Annotated in this window: 17 protein-coding genes; 14 read left to right on the top strand and 3 right to left on the bottom strand. The window is 69.9% G+C overall.

Features of this window, described 5'->3' with window-relative positions; all coding sequences use genetic code 11:
• Positions 1-9 precede the first annotated feature (9 nt).
• The 7 genes from NI17_RS10065 (at position 10) to NI17_RS10035 (ending at position 8656) form a co-directional block, all read left to right on the top strand.
• On the top strand, positions 10-198 hold the full coding sequence (locus NI17_RS10065) for a DUF397 domain-containing protein (protein WP_068693736.1): 189 nt from the start codon (positions 10-12) through the stop codon (positions 196-198).
• 677 nt (positions 199-875) lie between these two features.
• On the top strand, positions 876-2117 hold the full coding sequence (locus tag NI17_RS10060; RefSeq protein WP_234402135.1) for a ParB/RepB/Spo0J family partition protein: 1242 nt from the start codon (positions 876-878) through the stop codon (positions 2115-2117).
• The gene (locus NI17_RS10055) at positions 2114-3223 is read left to right on the top strand and encodes a DUF4417 domain-containing protein (protein ID WP_068693731.1); all 1110 of its coding nucleotides are present in this window, start codon (positions 2114-2116) and stop codon (positions 3221-3223) included. Before NI17_RS10060 ends, NI17_RS10055 begins: the two co-directional genes overlap by 4 nt.
• On the top strand, positions 3220-3552 hold the full coding sequence (locus NI17_RS10050) for a hypothetical protein (RefSeq protein WP_068693729.1): 333 nt from the start codon (positions 3220-3222) through the stop codon (positions 3550-3552). The genes NI17_RS10055 and NI17_RS10050 overlap by 4 nt, the downstream gene beginning before the upstream one ends.
• Positions 3553-6054 (top strand): hypothetical protein, encoded by a 2502-nt coding sequence (locus tag NI17_RS10045; protein WP_068693727.1) that lies wholly within the window; start codon positions 3553-3555, stop codon positions 6052-6054.
• A gap of 175 nt (positions 6055-6229) precedes the next feature.
• Positions 6230-8167, top strand: coding sequence for a hypothetical protein (locus NI17_RS10040; RefSeq protein ID WP_243597675.1), 1938 nt, complete (start codon positions 6230-6232; stop codon positions 8165-8167).
• A gap of 24 nt (positions 8168-8191) precedes the next feature.
• Positions 8192-8656 carry a hypothetical protein gene (locus NI17_RS10035; RefSeq protein ID WP_068693724.1) on the top strand — a complete coding sequence of 155 codons (465 nt, stop codon included), beginning with the start codon at positions 8192-8194 and terminating at the stop codon, positions 8654-8656.
• Between the two features lie 141 nt (positions 8657-8797).
• On the opposite strand, the gene NI17_RS10030 is transcribed toward NI17_RS10035, so the two are convergent.
• Positions 8798-9427 carry a hypothetical protein gene (locus NI17_RS10030; RefSeq protein WP_119268125.1) on the bottom strand — a complete coding sequence of 210 codons (630 nt, stop codon included), beginning with the start codon at positions 9425-9427 and terminating at the stop codon, positions 8798-8800.
• Between the two features lie 157 nt (positions 9428-9584).
• Between NI17_RS10030 and NI17_RS10025 the strand changes: the two genes are divergently transcribed.
• From NI17_RS10025 to NI17_RS10000, 6 genes are all read left to right on the top strand, one after another.
• Positions 9585-10100: a winged helix-turn-helix domain-containing protein gene (locus NI17_RS10025; protein ID WP_084012856.1), complete on the top strand. Its 516-nt coding sequence runs from the start codon at positions 9585-9587 to the stop codon at positions 10098-10100.
• Positions 10010-10441, top strand: coding sequence for a transposase (locus NI17_RS10020; RefSeq protein ID WP_199860199.1), 432 nt, complete (start codon positions 10010-10012; stop codon positions 10439-10441). Before NI17_RS10025 ends, NI17_RS10020 begins: the two co-directional genes overlap by 91 nt.
• 183 nt (positions 10442-10624) lie before the next feature.
• Positions 10625-11158: a hypothetical protein gene (locus NI17_RS10015; protein WP_147416997.1), complete on the top strand. Its 534-nt coding sequence runs from the start codon at positions 10625-10627 to the stop codon at positions 11156-11158.
• A gap of 461 nt (positions 11159-11619) precedes the next feature.
• A complete protein-coding gene (locus NI17_RS10010) occupies positions 11620-12696 on the top strand; it encodes a DUF4158 domain-containing protein (RefSeq protein ID WP_068693792.1) in 1077 nt (358 codons plus the stop codon).
• A gap of 77 nt (positions 12697-12773) precedes the next feature.
• Positions 12774-13139 carry a VOC family protein gene (locus NI17_RS10005; RefSeq protein ID WP_211329495.1) on the top strand — a complete coding sequence of 122 codons (366 nt, stop codon included), beginning with the start codon at positions 12774-12776 and terminating at the stop codon, positions 13137-13139.
• 15 nt (positions 13140-13154) lie between these two features.
• A complete protein-coding gene (locus tag NI17_RS10000; protein ID WP_068693794.1) occupies positions 13155-13403 on the top strand; it encodes a hypothetical protein in 249 nt (82 codons plus the stop codon).
• An 18-nt stretch (positions 13404-13421) separates the two neighbouring features.
• Here NI17_RS10000 and NI17_RS09995 read toward each other — a convergent pair whose 3' ends face one another.
• On the bottom strand, positions 13422-14474 hold the full coding sequence (locus NI17_RS09995) for a tyrosine-type recombinase/integrase (protein ID WP_068693795.1): 1053 nt from the start codon (positions 14472-14474) through the stop codon (positions 13422-13424).
• A 189-nt stretch (positions 14475-14663) separates the two neighbouring features.
• Here NI17_RS09995 and NI17_RS09990 point away from each other — a divergent pair, with 189 nt between their 5' ends.
• Positions 14664-14915: a hypothetical protein gene (locus NI17_RS09990; protein ID WP_068693797.1), complete on the top strand. Its 252-nt coding sequence runs from the start codon at positions 14664-14666 to the stop codon at positions 14913-14915.
• Between the two features lie 245 nt (positions 14916-15160).
• On the opposite strand, the gene NI17_RS09985 is transcribed toward NI17_RS09990, so the two are convergent.
• Complete coding sequence (locus NI17_RS09985; RefSeq protein WP_199860192.1) at positions 15161-15631, bottom strand: hypothetical protein; 471 nt, start codon at positions 15629-15631, stop codon at positions 15161-15163.
• Between the last annotated feature and the right edge of the window lie 94 nt (positions 15632-15725).

Below are 15725 nucleotides of genomic sequence, written 5' to 3'. Positions count from 1 at the left end.
GAGAACTGAATGTCTGGAAAGCTGCTCTGGCGCAAGTCCAGCTTCAGTAGCGGTTCAGGAAACCGTGTTGAGTTTGCTGAGCGGGGGAGCGCTGGCGTGCTGGTGCGTGGCACCCGGCACCGGGAGTCGGGACCCCTGGACTTCACGGCGTCGGCGTGGTCTGAGTTCCTGGCGGAGATCAAGGCAGGGCGCCTGTAGCAGGTTGTTCGCTGTTCTACGCCCCGCAGCTCCTTGCCTTCGGGGGCGCTGTCGTGTGCGGAGTGGGACGTCCCCGCACGCGAGGGGACCACACACAGAAGAAATCTACGATGTAAACCCGCCGGGGGTTGTTCCCGCACACGCAGGAAGCACGAACGGCCTGCGGTTCCGTCAAGACACAGAGACTGGTCTCACCCACTTCCCGAGAGCCCGGACAAAACCTCAAGCGCTGTTTCGGACCGGGACCCCTCGTGGTGGAGAACCCGTCTGACTGGGGTGCGAGTGTTGGATTCTGCGGTGGGCGAGGGGTTCTTCGCGGAGAACCCGGAGAAAGGCGGGACATTCCACCCCAACCGCCCAGGGCGGCCCCCACGGGTTGGCAGCGCCTGGTCAAGGCGCCCCGGGGCACCGAGTCCGGACATCGGCAGCCGGTGGTGTCCCGCTTCTGGAGCGTTCGGTGGAATGCCTCGACCTCACCGGGAGTGGCGGCGGAACCGTCTCCACCGCAGAATCCGACCATCAAACCTCGATGAGAAGAGACCAGCGGAGAACCGTCAGTTCCAGTCCCCGCTCAACGCGCCGGGCATCCACGGACACGGAGCCGCCCAGGAGCGGAACAAGACACCGGCTCCCGCCCCGGTGTCACGTTTCACCAGGGACCGGCTCTTGTTCTGGTCGTGCTAGACGAACCCGAAGAGTACGGTGCGTTCCCGCCCATCGGAGTCGCCGCGCTGCCGAGGTCTTCCCGGCTGCGGCGGCGCCGCTACGACGCCATCCCACTGCGGGGACCGGGGAGCGCGGCCACCGGGCTTCAGGGACGCGAGCCCGGGGAGGCGACAGCCCCGGCCGAACTGGCGGACCTGATCAGCTCGATCGCCACGGTGGGAGTGCTCCAACCGGTCCTGGCCGAGGAGATCACGTCCCCACACGGTCCGCCCGCGCTGCATCTGGTGGCGGGGGAGCGGCGCCTGCGGGCGTGCCGGTGGGGCGCGGTCAACCTGCCCGACAACCCGCACTTCGCGTCCCTGCCCGCGATCATCTGCCCGGGGCCTTTGAGCCCGGAGGAGCGGCGCGTCTGGCAGATCGTGGAGAACCTCGCCCGCGAACCCCTGCAGCCCGGCGAGCAGGCCGCGGCACTGCTGCTGCACCGCTGCGCGGTGCTGACCGGCAAACTGCTGCGCGCGGGCAGACCGATCCCCGCCGAGACCGACGCGATCGAGGACCCGGTCGCACGGTGGGAGGCCCTGGAGCGGATCCGGGGCCAGGACGTGGACTGCGCGGCCCCGTGGTCGGAAGTCCTGCACCGGCTCGGGCTGCAACTGTCGCCGCGCAAGGCCCGCGAACTCGTCGCCGCGTTCCGCGCACTGCCCCGGCACATCTGCGAGGAGATGGACGAGGCGAAGATCCGCCTGCACACCCGCATCCGTTTCGCCCGGCTTTTGGCGGGGCGAGCGGAGGCGGCCGAGCAGATCTGGGCCGCGGTCAAAGCCCGTAAACAGCCGCACCTGCTGGCCGCAGCGGTCCAGGCCGGCCTGGACAACCCCGGTCTCTGCGCCGACGAGGCGCTGGACAGGGCCGAGGCCGCTCATGACGAGGCCAACCAGTCCCGGACGGCCAAGCTCAGCCGCGAGGAGGCCGGCCGCCCGTCCGAACTCGTCCACGCGATGCGTTCCTCCGGCGACACCACGTCCGATCAGCGCTCCCGGAACGAAGACAGACCCTCGTCGGTTTACGCGCCTGTCCCCGGTGGGGAGTCGGCCGCACCGGAGTACGTCGAGGCGGACGAGGCCGTGGAGGCGCTGCGGCGCCTGGTGGCACGACTCCGCGCGGGTCGAAGGCTCGACCGCTACGCCGCCGGGTCGCTGCGGCTGCTGCTGGAAGAGTTGCGTCCGCTGCTGGAGGAGGGGGCGAACACATGAGCCGCACCGGCCTTCCCCTTCCCGGCCGGGGCTGCGACTGCTCGACGTGCGCGTTCTGGACGGGACCAGACGGCCGTGGCGGCCCCGCCACCGTCGAGCCGCTGTGCTCGGGCTGCAACTCCGACTGCTCCTACTGCGGGTGCGCCCGCGCCGAGGCCGCCACGGGCAGCGGGGCGTGCGGCACCTGTCCGATCCGCTGCGGCTCGCGCGACAACATCCGCGCGTGGATGGCCGACGTCGGCGGCACACTGACCTTCGACGACATCGAACTCCACGGCCGACTCCCCGAAGGGCTGCCCGCCTACATTCCCCAGGTGGACGGCACAGGCGTTCCCGAGTTGGACGCGCACCTGGACTGGCCCGCCTACGCGGTGGGGCTGCGCCGGGTGTTCTCTGCGGACAGCCACCGCCTCTACCCGCGATGGAGCGACGGCGCCGACGCCCACGAACTCCTGGGGCTGCGCCCGGGCCAGTTGGCGGTGCTGTCCGGTTACGGCACGGACCCGCTGGTGGAGGCGTTGTGGACGGCGCGCCGCCGCGACCGGCTGGTGGAACGGATCGCGGCCCAGGGCTGGGATCTGGTGCTGGCCTGCAACTACAGCGTGTACGGCAACTGGCCCCGCTCCGAGCACCTGCTCAACCTGCGCCGCTCCCTCATCCTGGCCGCCGAGTTCGCCGAAGCCGGACTGCTCACCGTGCCCAACGTGTACTGGTTCCGGTTGGAGGACCTGGCGCGGTGGGGCGAGTGGATCGCCGACACCCACCCTCCCGCGATCGCGGTCAACGCCCAGACCATGCGTTCGGGTGAGGACTGGGAGTCGTGGCTGCTGCCCGGCCTGCACTGGCTGGCCGCCGAACTCCCGCCCGGGCTTCCGGTGATCCTCACCGGCCTGTCGCGGCCCGACCGCATCGGCGCCGCCGTCGAGTTGTTCGGCACCCGGCTGCACCTGATCAACCAGACCGCCCAGGCCTACGGCCTGCACGGCGAGGTCATGGGCCCCCAAGGCCGCCGGCGGGTGCACGCCCGTACCGCTGATGCCTTCCGTTCCACGGTCGGCTACATGGCCTCGCTGCTGCCCGACCACACCCCGAAGGAGACCACGTGAACCCGTCCCGACGTCGGCTGTTCGTGCTGCTGGTGTGGAGCCCCGCCCTGGGGGCGGCCCTTGATCCGGTCGGTGTCCTCGCAACCGAGGACGGTCCGGCCGGGTGGCGGACGGCGGTGTCGTGGGTGCCGCTGGACCACGGCGCGGCCTGGCCGTGGCGGCAGCGGCTCGCCGAGAACACGCCGCTCACCGCGGAAAAGGTGGAGGAGTGGCTGGCCCAGAACGGCACGGTCCAGCTCGCCGAACTCGACCCGCAGCCCGCGCCGAGCCTGCCCCACCTGGTCGAAGGCGTCCTGGAGCAGATCCTCGTCGGCCTCGGGGAGGTCTGAGTGGGGTCCGGAGGGTCGCACAAGCACACCACGTATGCCACCGCGCCCACCGCCGATGCGGTCCTCGACGCCGGCACCGGCGGCGGTGTGGTGGCGAGTGGGCAGGCTGCCGGGGAGGACGACCTCGCCGCGGCGGTCGAGGCCATCGACATGGTGAACGGCGTCCTCAGCGAAGGGCCGGCCGCCTACGCCGTCGACCACCCCACCAGTGACCTGGAGGACTGGTACGCGGCGGTGAGCGAGGCGGTCGCCCACGCCGACACCTCGCTCATCCTGGCTGAGGAAAGCGGAGCTCCCGCGGATGCGGTCGCCGCTGTGCGCGCCCAGTTGAAGCAGGCCTCCTCGGCGGCGCTGGCCTCACTCACCGCCGAAGAACTCCAGCAGCTCGCCGCCGCCCACGGGTTCCAGCATGCCGGGTTGGTCGGTCTCAACCACCAGCCCGGTCAGCCCCATGCGCTCGCGCACTGGCTTGATCCGGTCTATCCCGGCGACAGTGTCTCCAAGGCGAAGATCCAGGCCAAAGCACTGGAGCGCTACCACGCCCTGTGCGCGGGCCAGGACGTGCCCGGGGTGACGCTGGCCGACGCCGATCCACCCGCCGGTTCGGGTGGGACGTGGCAGGCCGACCCGGCACAGTTCTCCGCGCTGAACACCCATTTCAACATCCAGGTCGCCGCCTACCACGCCCTCGCCCTCGGCGACACCGAAGGACGCGCGGACGTGTTGGCCGACCTGGTCGCCACCGGCAACCGGATCAGCACCGCCACAGTGCCCGGTGCTGATGCCGACGCGGTGGCCGCGAGCCAGGGCGCGGCCCAGGGGCAGCTCGACGAGATCATCAACGCCCTGCCCGTCGGGTCCGCGATTCCGGACAAGGCGCTGGACCAGGCGCAGCAGGCCGGACTGATCACCGCGCAGCAGCGCACGGTGCTGGACCGGGCCGCGGCCCTGCTGCTGGTCCGCGAGGGTGTTCCCGCAGAGCTCAAGGAGACGACCGCGGAACTGGCGGAGCAGCGCCTCCAGCAGCTCGCCGACCTTGAGTCCTCCTACACCGCGCTCCACCCCTTCCTCGGCGACGGCGACGGACTGGTGCTGCCGTCCCACCTGCACCCGGTCAAGGATCCGGACACGCTCACCCAGGTGGCGGCCTTCGCCCAGGCCGCCCAGGTCTACACCCAGGCCGAATCGGACATCGCCGTGTGGGACCACACCACGCCCGGCGGCTCGTGGGCGGCGCTGACCTCGGTGCCCATCAACGACGTCGGCAGCGGATACTTCACGCCGAAGTTCGAGGCGTGGGCGGTCGGCAAGAACACCGGGGCGCTCAAGCAGGTCGCCGCCGAACTGGGACTGCACAACGCCGAGGCGGCGAACAAGGCGCTGGCCAAGAAGTTCATCGCCGCGCACTGGGATCCCCACCTGGACAAGAACACGATCCAGGCGCAGGTCGACGCCAAGGCGGCCCAGGCAGCGCAGACCGGCCAGGCAGCAGCGTCCCAGAGCGCTGCCGTGCCCGCTTCCACGAACCCCCCGCCCGCCGCGAAGCCCTCCTCGAGCAGGACCGGGTTCCTGGGCAAGCACGCCGCGCTCGTGCAGGCGTTGAAGCAGCACGGGGCGGCGGCCTCGGCCCTCCCCCCACGGCTCGACCCGGCGGTGGTCAACGAACACGATTTCGGCAAGGGGGTCGCCGCCCACGGGCTGGGCGGCATGCACTCCAAGAGCCTGCACACCGGCCCGGACGGCGGCCAGTGGCTGTTCAAACCCGACCAGTCCGCCCAGGGTGCCCGCGCGCACGGAGAAGCCGCGGCCTCGGCGATCTACGACGCCGCGGGCATCCCCGCGGTCCCGGTCTACACCGCGACCGTGGACGGCAAGAAGGGCGTGGTCCAGCCGATGGTCAAGGGCGCCAAACCGCTGTCCGGGGACGTCAAGTCCTGGTCCCAGGCCGACGTGGACGCCCTCGTGCGCACCCACGTGGCCGCCTGGGTGATGGGCGACCACGACGGCCACGTCGACAACATCCTCAAAACCCCCTCCGGCGGCCTGATCCCCATCGACGCGGGACAGGCGTTCAAGTACTACGGGCAGGACACGCTGTCGCTGAAATACGCCCCCAACCCGACCCCCGCCGCCTACCAGAAGGCCTACCAGGCGGCCCTGTCCCACCACCTGGCCAAGGGGGTGCGGATCCGCCCGGCCGCGGCGCACCCGGTCATCAAGAAGATCGAGTCGATCCCGGACGCGCAGTGGCGGGCCATGCTGCGCTCCACCGCCTACGAGGGCGCCCAGCGAGGGACGGGCGTGCACTGGGTGGCGACCATGCGCAAACGTGCTGCCCACCAGCACACGATCCCCGAATCCGCCGTGACTCCTGCGCAGATCGCTGAGGCGTTCCTGGACCACGCGGTGGAACGCAAGAACACCCTGCGCGAGACCTTCGCCGACTTCTTCACCAGCGAGCTCGAACTCGCCGGCGCGGCGGCCCTGAAGTACGGGGCCTGACATGGGAAGCGGCGGATCGAAGAAGCACGAGACCTACACCACCGCACCCACCACCCCGCCGGTCCCCGTGCTCGGGGAACCGGCAGCGGAAACGGTGAACTTTCTTCCTGCTGAGGACATGCCACCAGACGCCGCCGTCGACTTCGCCGGTACAGCAGGGACCGGCACACAACCGGTGAGCGAGAGCACCCCGCCCCCACCGGGCGCGGAGCCGGACGATTCCTCTCCCGTGCCCCCCGACGCCGTGGACGAGGAGGACGGCACTGCGACCACCGCACGGGCCGACCCCCGCGGCGACGTGGTCACCCCGATCCCCCAGACCCCGCCCGAGGGGCGGGCGGCAGGTGTTCCGGTGCTGGTCGGGGGCACGGACCTGGCCGATGCCACCGCCACCCTGATCTCCTACACCTCACCCGACGGGGGAGGGCCGCGCGAGGTGCTGCTGGCCACACTCACCGAGGAGGCCGAGGCCAAACTCACCGACGCCCTCGCCCTGGACGCAGAACACCTGGTGGCCGTCCAGGTGCAGGAGGAGATCAACGGGCGGCTTCCCGCGGACGAGCACAAGCAGTTGCACGAACTGGTGGCCAAGACCGCCAAGAGCGTCAACCACAAACTCAAACACGCACTGCCGATCCCCCCGCACACCCAGCAGTACCTGGCCACCGCGCAGGCCGCCGTGCAGGAAGTCCTCGACGACCCCAACACCACCGCCGACGAGCAGACGATGGCCGCCCACTACCAGGCCCACCTGGACGCCATCGCCGCACGCGTCGCCGACCCCGCCGCCCAACCGTACGAGGAGGGCGGCAAGGTTCCCCACGTCCACCCCTACCTGCACACAGGAGTCGCCACCATCACCAAACTGGTGCCCGCCCCGCAGGAGGAGCCCGGGCCGGGACTGCTGGCCGCGACCCTGCGCGACGCCAGCCGCATCCAGGCCCACATCGACCCGGCCACCGGCGCCGCCACCTGGGACGGCACCAGCCGCTCCCCAGCGGACGGCAAGGAGTACGCCATCGACCTCGGCGAGGGCTGGCAGGCGGTGTACCGGCCCTACAGCGCCAACGACCCCGCCGAACACGAGTACTCGCTGCGCGGGCAACTGGAGGTCCACGCACCCCAAGGGGCCGGGCACGGCCACCAACTCGTCCGCCGACTCGGCGAGCTGAACCTGGTGAACCGGGCGATGACCCACGCCGAGGGCGAGTGGACCTACCTGGCCGCCAACATCGACGCCCAACGCCTCGGCGAGCACCCCGCGGTGAAGACGGCCCTGACCCACGCCGGTGAACTGGAGGAACTGCAACTGCAGGAGCTCTACCACACCCACGCCCACCAGGCGGTCGGCCTCGACGACCAGCAACTGGCCGCACTGGCCAAAGAATGGCAGATCGAGGCCGCCGCGGCCTGCCTGCCCAAGAAGGTGCGGATGGTGCGCGAAGCGGTCGCCACCGCGACCGGACACGCCGACGGCGCGACCCTGGCCGCCAGCCCCGGCTACGACCCCGCCCCGCGTGCCTCGGGCGGATGGCTCACCTGGAGCCGGTTCGACGTGGGCAACCAGCACTCGGCGGTGGAGGCCGCGTGGCAGGGCAGGAGCCTGGTCCACCACGTCACCGGCGCCAACCTCACCGACCTGCTCGCCACCGGGGTGCTGGCCTCCACCGAACGCCGCGCGGTCATGGGCATCCCCGCAGGCAAGGGCATGAGTGAGAGCAGCGACAAGTACTCCGGGGGCGCCAACGCCGTCTTCACCCGCGTACGCGCCAGCTCATCGGTCGGCAAAGGCCCGCGGCTGGTGTGGGACGACCCGGTCAGGCTGCTGGACAACACCGGTGTCTACGGATACGACGGCGACCACTTCGGCGCGCTCAACCCCAAGGGGAACCACTCGGTGCAGGGCATGACCACCGACCCGGTGAAGATGGCGCACTTCAGCGCCAAGAACAACGAGGTCATGTTCCGCCACGGCCTGGACCTGCTGGGCGCCCAGGCCCCCTCCCGAATCCTCTGCCACGACAGCGCGCAGCGCACAGAGGTTCTGGCGCTGCTGGCGAAGAAGGGCATCACCCACCTGAACGGACAACCCGTCGACCAGATCGTGCAGTAGAGGCGGCAGAGGAGAGGAAAGCCGGTGGAGTGGCAGCAGTCGTTCACCCGTCTACTGGACGGAACCCATACGCCGTCAGAGGACCCCCTGGAGCATGGGGCGCAACTCGTGGTCACCGATCCCGACGGGGGCGAGGTCTTCCGGTCCGCGCTGGCCCGCTGCTTCCGTGTCGAAGAGGACGACCCGACCCTGGTGTGGATCCGCCCGATTCTGCGCGGCGCCGTCGATCCCGAAACCGGATGGTATGTCTTCAACCTCAACCTGGCGCGCCGCCGCTGCCTGCACTGGGCCAGTGTCACCGACGGGCCCGGTGGTGGCCTGGTGTTCAGGCTCGTCAGCGGCCAGGTGGCGCGGGTGGAACCGGCGCGAGGCGACGAACTCGCCGAACTGCGCCGTTGGGACGACTTCACCCTCACACTCCTCACCGCCGAGGAAGAGCGGGCGTTGGAGGCACTGGAGGAGGACTCCTGGATCGGACGTTTCTCCTGAAGAAGCCGTTAACGAAAACCAGGCCCCCCGTAGGCCGGTACCGCCGGAGCGCCCGCCGCGGTTCCGGTTGTTTCCTTGCTTCGGGACCTTCTCCTTGGGAGGTTCGCCTTGCTGGAAGAGACACTGGGGGCGGGCGTGCTCTTACCCCTGTCCCCTCAATCCCCGCCTCCGTTGCGGGACTGTCCGTCCCTGGCGGAAGCGAGGGCTGGCTTCTGCCTTCCTTCTGTGGAGCCATCGGAGCCCTCGTCCATAGGCGGCGGCAGTGACGGCACCGGTCACGAGCCCGCCGAACAGGACGGGCGTGACATGGTCGGTGTTTCGGCAGGCGTTCTCTGGCGGTACCGGTTCCGTCCAGGAGTTCACGCAGACGATGTCGAAGTTTTGGACGATGGTGAGGCTCGTTTGGCCCCCTAGATAGAAGGTCGCGGCGAACAGCGCTACCCCTGCCAGGGTGAGGAGCATACCCACCAGCACTCCGGCCGTGGCTTCCGTGAGAGGCCGACCGCGGAACCGCCGCAGCAGCAGGACGTAGACGACAAGCACCACCAGGCCGACAAGGAACCCGCCGAGGAGGACGGGAATCACATAGCCCATGTGGTCGCAACTGTACTCGGGCGGATCGGTGCCGGGCCGACGGGCGCAACCGGCACCGGTGAGCCGCAGAGTATGGAACGTGACCACACCCCCGAAGAAGAAGGCGAGGGCGGGCAGCGCCACCCCACAAACCACGGTGAGCAGGACAAGGACAACTTCGGCCACCACGCGCATCACGGGTCTGCCTTCCAAACGGGGCGAGAGCCGACGCCATCTTCGAAGCATCGGCCCCCAGCGTCAAGAGAGGGTCGCGGACCTGACTGAGGTTTGATTGTTTGTTTCCCGGGCGGGTACATGCCCTTCTACCTGGAACTTCTCTCCGAGGAGGGGCGTCATGGACGCCCACGACAAGCAGCAACGCCGCCTGATGGCAGCCTCCCTGTTCGAGCAGGACCAGATGTCCGACGCCCGGATCGGCAAGATGCTCGGCGTCACCGCCCGCGCGGTCAACAACTGGCGGCGCTCCTGGCACCAGGGCGGCACCGACGCGCTGATGAGCAAGGGCCGCACCGGCCCCCAGGGCTACCTGGACCCCGACCAGCGCCTGCGGCTGCGCCAGCTCCTGCGCCGGGGCGCCAAGGACTACGGTTTTGCCACCGATGCCTGGACTTTGAACCGGGTGCGGCGGGTGATCGCCGAGGCCTTCGGGGCCGCCTACGCCGACCCCTCGGGGGTGTGGCGTTTGTTGAAGGCGATGGGGTGGTCGGTGCAGGTCCCGGCCCGCCGCGCCCTGGAGCGCGATGAGCGGGCCATCGCCGCCTGGGTCGAACAGGCCTGGCCGCGGATCGAGAAAAGGGGGCCCGGAGCGGGGCCTGGATCGTCTTTGCCGACGAGGCGGGGGCGGGGCTGACCGGGGCCTGGTCCCGCACCTGGGCGCCGGTGGGCCAGAGGCCGGTGCTGCACGTGGTCAGGGGCCGTCCGGTGAAGATGTCGATGGCCGCGGTGTGCTGCTACCGGCGCGGCCATGTGTCGCGGATGCTGTTTCGCACCCGCCCGGGGTGGTACCGCGACCGCGATCTGGTCGCCTTCGTGGACGGTGTCCACCGGGTGCTGGGCGCGCCGGTGATCTTGGTGTGGGGCAACCTGGCTGCCCACCGCAGTGGGCGGATGCGCGCGGCGATCGAGGCCCGGAAGTGGCTGGAGGTGGAGTACCTGCCCTGTTGTGCTCCGGAGTTGAACCCGGTGGAGTAGGCCTGGTCCCATCTCAAGGGCACGGGGTTGGCCAATCTGGCGGTGTTGTCCTTCGCGGAGCTGAGTGGGGCGGTCCGGTCGGGGCTGCGCCGGCTGCGGTACCGCCCGGACCTGTTGGACGGGTTCCTCGCTCACACCGGACTCCAAGTCAGAAACGAATAATCAAACCTGAGTGAGATGACCATGACTCCTCTGGCCGAGTTCCACACGCTCACCGATGCGAGCTACCGCATCGTCGACCTCCACGACCAAGACTACGGGACCGATGAGGATCCGCTCCCACTGCCTGGTTACCGCGAGGTGGTCGGAGGGAGTCTGCGTCGGCTGTATCTGCAGTGCGTGGATGACATCGTGCGTGTCAGTGTTCGCCTGCGGCTGTGGGAGCAGGACCCAGGACCCGGGGAGGCAGAGGAAGGGGAGGCGTGGTCTGAGGGGGAGTCGACGGAGCTTCTGTGCCCGTCGGGGGTGCTGCTTGTGGACCGGTGGACGATGGGACCGTCGGCCGAGTGGACTCTTCCGGTGACGGGGATCTTCTGCGTGCGGGTCCGCCACCGCGGCCGCGACACGGCACGCCGGCGGATCGATGAGCTGCGTGAGGAGCTCTATGAAACCGAGGCGTCCCCGAGGGAAAGAGTCACTCGGCTCCACACCCTGGACGGCACCGAGCAGTACCTGATCGACCTGTGGCCGAAGACTTCCGTAACCACGAAAACCTGAAAGCCGTTCAGTGAGATTTTCCCCCGCGGAAGCGGCATGCCTGCGGCGGTGGTGGCGGGTGGATGTGGGGCGGGGCCGTACGGCTTAACAGTCCCGTTCGCGGCTCGTAGCGCTTCGACCTCAGCCTGGCCGAGCTTGGCCGTTGAGCCGTACACAGCATGTACTGGGCTGGCCTCTGTGGTACCCGGGGGCTTGCCGCCCCCGGGACCCCCGCACCCCGGGCGGGAACCTCGCGCGCACCCGATGCCCTGGGGTACAGGCCCGTTCGCGCGAGAACCCCGCCCGGACCGAACCCCTTACAGCCCAACCCCCACCCCAGCTGCTGTCCAGGCCTCGACCCCCACGCCAGGACGCGGGGGTCGAGGAGGATTGCTACAGGATTTAGCGGTAGAGCCGTGACCTGGGCGACGGTTCGGTGACGGCACCGGTTTGCCCGATTCGCGGCCCCTACGTTCGTGGCCATGCCGCATGAGTACCTCTCCGACGAGCAGATCGTCCGCTACGGCCGTTTCCCCGACGAGCTGTCGGCGGCCGATCTGGAACAGTGCTTCCGTCTGACCCCTGACGCTCTGGCCCTGGCCCGCAGCAAGCGCACCCCGCCTACCCGGTTGGGGTGGGCGGTGCAGTGGGGCACGGTACGCATGCTCGGGGTGTTCCAGCCCGACCATCCCACCCGGGTGCCCGAGCGCGCGGTGGCCTTCGTCGCCGACCAGCTCGACCTCGACCCGGGGTGCCTGCCCGAGTACCGGGCCCGGGCCCAGACCGCTTATGAGCACGCCTGGCAGATCCGCGACACCTTCGGCTACCGCGAGTTCGCCGCCGGGGAAGAGGACCTGCGCGCCTACCTCGCGGCCCGGGTGTGGGCCAGCGAGGAAGGCCCCCGGGCGTTGTTCGACCGGGCCCTGCTCCACCTCCTCGAACACCAGATCCTGCTGCCCGATCTGAGCGTGCTGTCCCGGCTGGTGCGCCAGGTCCGCCGGGAGGAGAACGCGCGCCTGCACACGCACCTGGCCGCGCGCATCCCCGCCCCCGTGCACGCCGACCTGGTCGGACTGCTGCGGGTGCACGAGGGCGCGCGCTTCTCCGAACTGGAGCTGCTGCGCACCGAACCCGACCGCGTCTCCAGCCCCGGCCTGATCCAAGCGTTGGACCGTACCAGCCGCATCGCCGGGATCGGCGCGGGAAGGGTCGAGGTCGCCGACGTGCCCCAGGCCAAGCTGGAGGCGCTGGCCCGCTACGGCATGCGCGCCAAGGCCCCCGCCCTGGCCGATCTGACCCCCGACCGGAAGGCCGCGACCCTGCTGGCCACCGTCCGCCACCTGGAGACGGCCTCGGTCGATGACGCCCTGGACGTGTTGGACGTGCTGATCACTTCCAAGCTGCTGAACCGGGCTCAGCGGAAGGGCAACGAGGACCGGCTGCGCGCCCTGCCGGGCCTGAAGAGCGCCGCGAAGAAGATGGCGGCCGCCGTGGACGTGCTCATCCACACCCCGCAGGCCACCGCCGGACTGCACAGCTCACACGGCCTGGCCCCGTAACTCGCCGTCACGCCCCACGAAATCCTCGCGAGCGGGTAGCGTCTCTCCTCCACCTCGTTGAGCCCAGGAGGAAACCCGTGCTCGCCTTCGATCGTGTTGGCACCGTCATGGTGTTCGCCGACGACCCCGACAAGTCCGCCCGGTGGTGGGCCGACCAGCTCAACGCCCGAGTCCACCGCCACGTCGATCCGCGTGGTGCCGTCTACGCCTGGCTCAACGTCGCCGGCGTCGAACTCGGCTTCCATCCCGCCGATCCCGACCGCAACCCCAAGGGCGGCAGCCCGGTCGTGTACTGGCAGGTCGCCAACCTGGATCAGGCCCGAAAGCGGCTTCTCGCTGCGGGCTGCACGCACCACCGCGGCCCGATCACCGCCGAGTCGGGGCGCCGCATCACCCAACTGGCCGACCCGTTCGGCACCGTGTTCGGCCTGGAAGGCCCCTGACCAACGAGGAACGATATGACCGTGGACCTGGAGAGCTTCGAGGACCTGGCGAACGCGCTGCTCGCGGGCTGCGACGACGACGGCCCGCACCGGGCCGCTGTCGAGCTGCTCGTTGAGACCCGCGCCTGGTTGGAGGACAAGGCGTTCGTCGCCGAGTACATCCTGTCCAGGGAGGAGGAGGTCGCCGCCTGGGTCGACTGGGAGCCCTCGCGGCCGACCTGTACGGGGGGACCGGGGGTCGAGGAGGATTGCTACAGGATTTAGCGGTGGGCCTTCGTCGGCTCACCGGTCGGTGGTGAGCGCCTCCAGGGCGCGGGTCTTGTCGGCGTCGGTGGGTAGGGCGTAGCGGCGGGTGGTGTTGAGGTCGGCGTGGCCCATCAGCTCGGCCACCAGGACCACGTCGACCGGTTCGGTCGTCAGGTCGCCGCGGCTGCGTACGAGGTCGGTGCCGAAGGTGTGGCGCAGTACGTGTGGGCCGAAGGCCTCGCCGTCGTCGGCCGGGCCGATTCCCGCCGCGGCCCCGAGCGCGGACACGATCGTGTTGGCGGCCCGGGTCGAGAGTTTCCCGCCGTCGCGGTTGCGGATCAGTGGACCGGTGGTGGGGCGGCCGAGCTCGTCCAGCAGCGCCTCCACCGAGGCGCGGGCCTGGGCGTGCAGGGGCACGGTGCGGTCCTTTCCGCCCAACCGGTCCTTGCCCCGCACCCGCACCCGCACGCTCCCCTTGCGGGCCGACAGGCGCACGTCGGCCACGTCCAGGGCGACGATCTCGGCCACCCGCAGGCCTGCGTAGTAGGCCAGGTGACAGATGGCCCGGTCCCGCGGTGAGGCGTCGCGGGCCACGGTGCGTAGGAACCGCAACAGGGTGCGCTGGTCCAGGGCACGCGGTGCGGAGGGGCGAGCCAGGTGTTCGCGCACCACTTGGGGGCGGCCGGAACCGCGCAGGGCGAAGAAGGCGTCCACGGCGGCCAGGCGGTTGTTGATGGTGGCCGCGCCCAGGTGGGTGCCCCGCGTCGTGCGGGTGTTCTTCAGGTGCCGACGCCAGTCGCGCACCGCCCAGTCCCGGGCGGCCGGGTCGGTGAGGGGGTCGCCGTCCACGGCGTCGGCCTCGCGGGCCTGGGCCAGCCAGGTGAGGAAGGCGGCGGTGTTGCGCCGGTACTTGTCTCGGGTGGCCGGGCCCAGGTCGGTGGCCGAGGCCAGGCGGTCGGTGAAGGCGGCGAGCTCGGCCGCCAGATCGCCGGGGAGGTCGATGGTGCGGCGGGGACGCCCGGTCCGTGTGTTTCCAGAAGTGGATTCGACGGGTTGTTCTCGACCGGGGGTCGTGTTTCCAGAAGTCATCCCGGCAGTAGATCCAACCACCAGCCGATGTCATTCGGCCAGCAGATACCGCTTGTTCCTGGGCCTTTGGGGCGTGTGGCCACCCTGTTGGCCATGGCCAACAGGGTGGCCACCTAGATGTACCCGGCCGGAACCGGTCCACGGTGCGGGCCATGATGACAGCATCGCCACGACCACGGAGGCCGACCGATGACCCACCACCAGGACCTCAACACCACCGCGTTCAAGACCGAAGTCCTCCAGGTCTGGGAGAAGACCTGGGAGTCGTTCGCGGAGGAGACATCCTATGGCAACCCCGTGGACCGGCACTTCGAAGAGGTCGTGAAGCAGATCGTCAACGCCATCGAGAAGGGCCACGACGAGGAGTACATCCTCCAGGCCGCGCACCACGCCGGGGCCACATTCCGCACAGACCTCGACTACTTCCTGCCGCGTCTGTGAGCAGCGTCTGACCTCAAGCCGGATGTCCCCGTTCCTCCACCGCAGAGGGGCGGGGCCTCGTCGTGTCCGACACGGCGCGGTCCCCGTCCGAGCAAACGCCGACCGAACAGTCTTTCTAGCCACAACCGGTCACCCGAGCTGCGGTAAGTGAACCTTACCAACGGCCAGAAACTAGGACAGAACCGGCATGGAACGAGTGGCGGGAACGCCCAGTTCCACCCGGACCGCACCGGCGAGACCTGCGGTCACCGCACCGGTACCGACCTGTGAAGCGTCCACGACTGGTGATCCGCGTGGTGGCACACCAGCGTGATAAGCACGGGGTCGCCTGCCCGCTCCTCCTCCCACCCGGCGAAATCGGCGACCCAATGTGGGGCCGGGGCGCGCTCCATCGCCAGATGCACCGGGATGTTGACCCGCACCTGGTCGAGTTGGGCGGTGCGGTGGCTAGCGACATGGGCGGTGGAGGTGACGAACCGGTAGGGGCCCCACACCTGGGCATCCAACTCCTGCTGGGTTGGACCCCCGGCGATGACTGGCGCACGATCTGGGATCGGGTCAGCCACGGTGACCTCGACACGATCCAGCCTTTCGAGGCCCACCGGCCCGGTCATGGTTACTACCAGCACCCCGCGGCGCCCGTACTGGGCACGCCACTCCAGATCGAGAGCGGGAGTGAGTTCAGCGTAGCGACGGTCGGCGTCATTGACCGCCATGCGTGCGGAGCTTTGCCCTGAGCAGCGAACCCAGCGCAGGCCAGCGAGGGCTGCGTACGCGCTGACAGCGCCGACGGCCAGAGCGGCTAGAGGG

The sequence above is a fragment of the Thermobifida halotolerans genome (assembly GCF_003574835.2).
Lineage (GTDB): Bacteria > Actinomycetota > Actinomycetes > Streptosporangiales > Streptosporangiaceae > Thermobifida > Thermobifida halotolerans.
Note: the sequence above shows the minus strand (reverse complement) of the source record. Positions and strands in the feature narration are given on the sequence as shown.

What these genes read in the sequence shown, in the direction of transcription:
- NI17_RS10010 (WP_068693792.1), top strand. Translation starts at nt 11,620, where the DNA reads ATGCCGCATGAGTACCTCTCCGACGAGCAGATCGTCCGCTACGGCCGT.
- NI17_RS10055 (WP_068693731.1), top strand. Translation starts at nt 2,114, where the DNA reads ATGAGCCGCACCGGCCTTCCCCTTCCCGGCCGGGGCTGCGACTGCTCG.
- NI17_RS10015 (WP_147416997.1), top strand. Translation starts at nt 10,625, where the DNA reads ATGACTCCTCTGGCCGAGTTCCACACGCTCACCGATGCGAGCTACCGC.
- NI17_RS09990 (WP_068693797.1), top strand. Translation starts at nt 14,664, where the DNA reads ATGACCCACCACCAGGACCTCAACACCACCGCGTTCAAGACCGAAGTC.
- NI17_RS10025 (WP_084012856.1), top strand. Translation starts at nt 9,585, where the DNA reads ATGGACGCCCACGACAAGCAGCAACGCCGCCTGATGGCAGCCTCCCTG.
- NI17_RS09995 (WP_068693795.1), bottom strand. Translation starts at nt 14,474, where the DNA reads ATGACTTCTGGAAACACGACCCCCGGTCGAGAACAACCCGTCGAATCC.
- NI17_RS09985 (WP_199860192.1), bottom strand. Translation starts at nt 15,631, where the DNA reads ATGGCGGTCAATGACGCCGACCGTCGCTACGCTGAACTCACTCCCGCT.
- NI17_RS10065 (WP_068693736.1), top strand. Translation starts at nt 10, where the DNA reads ATGTCTGGAAAGCTGCTCTGGCGCAAGTCCAGCTTCAGTAGCGGTTCA.
- NI17_RS10000 (WP_068693794.1), top strand. Translation starts at nt 13,155, where the DNA reads ATGACCGTGGACCTGGAGAGCTTCGAGGACCTGGCGAACGCGCTGCTC.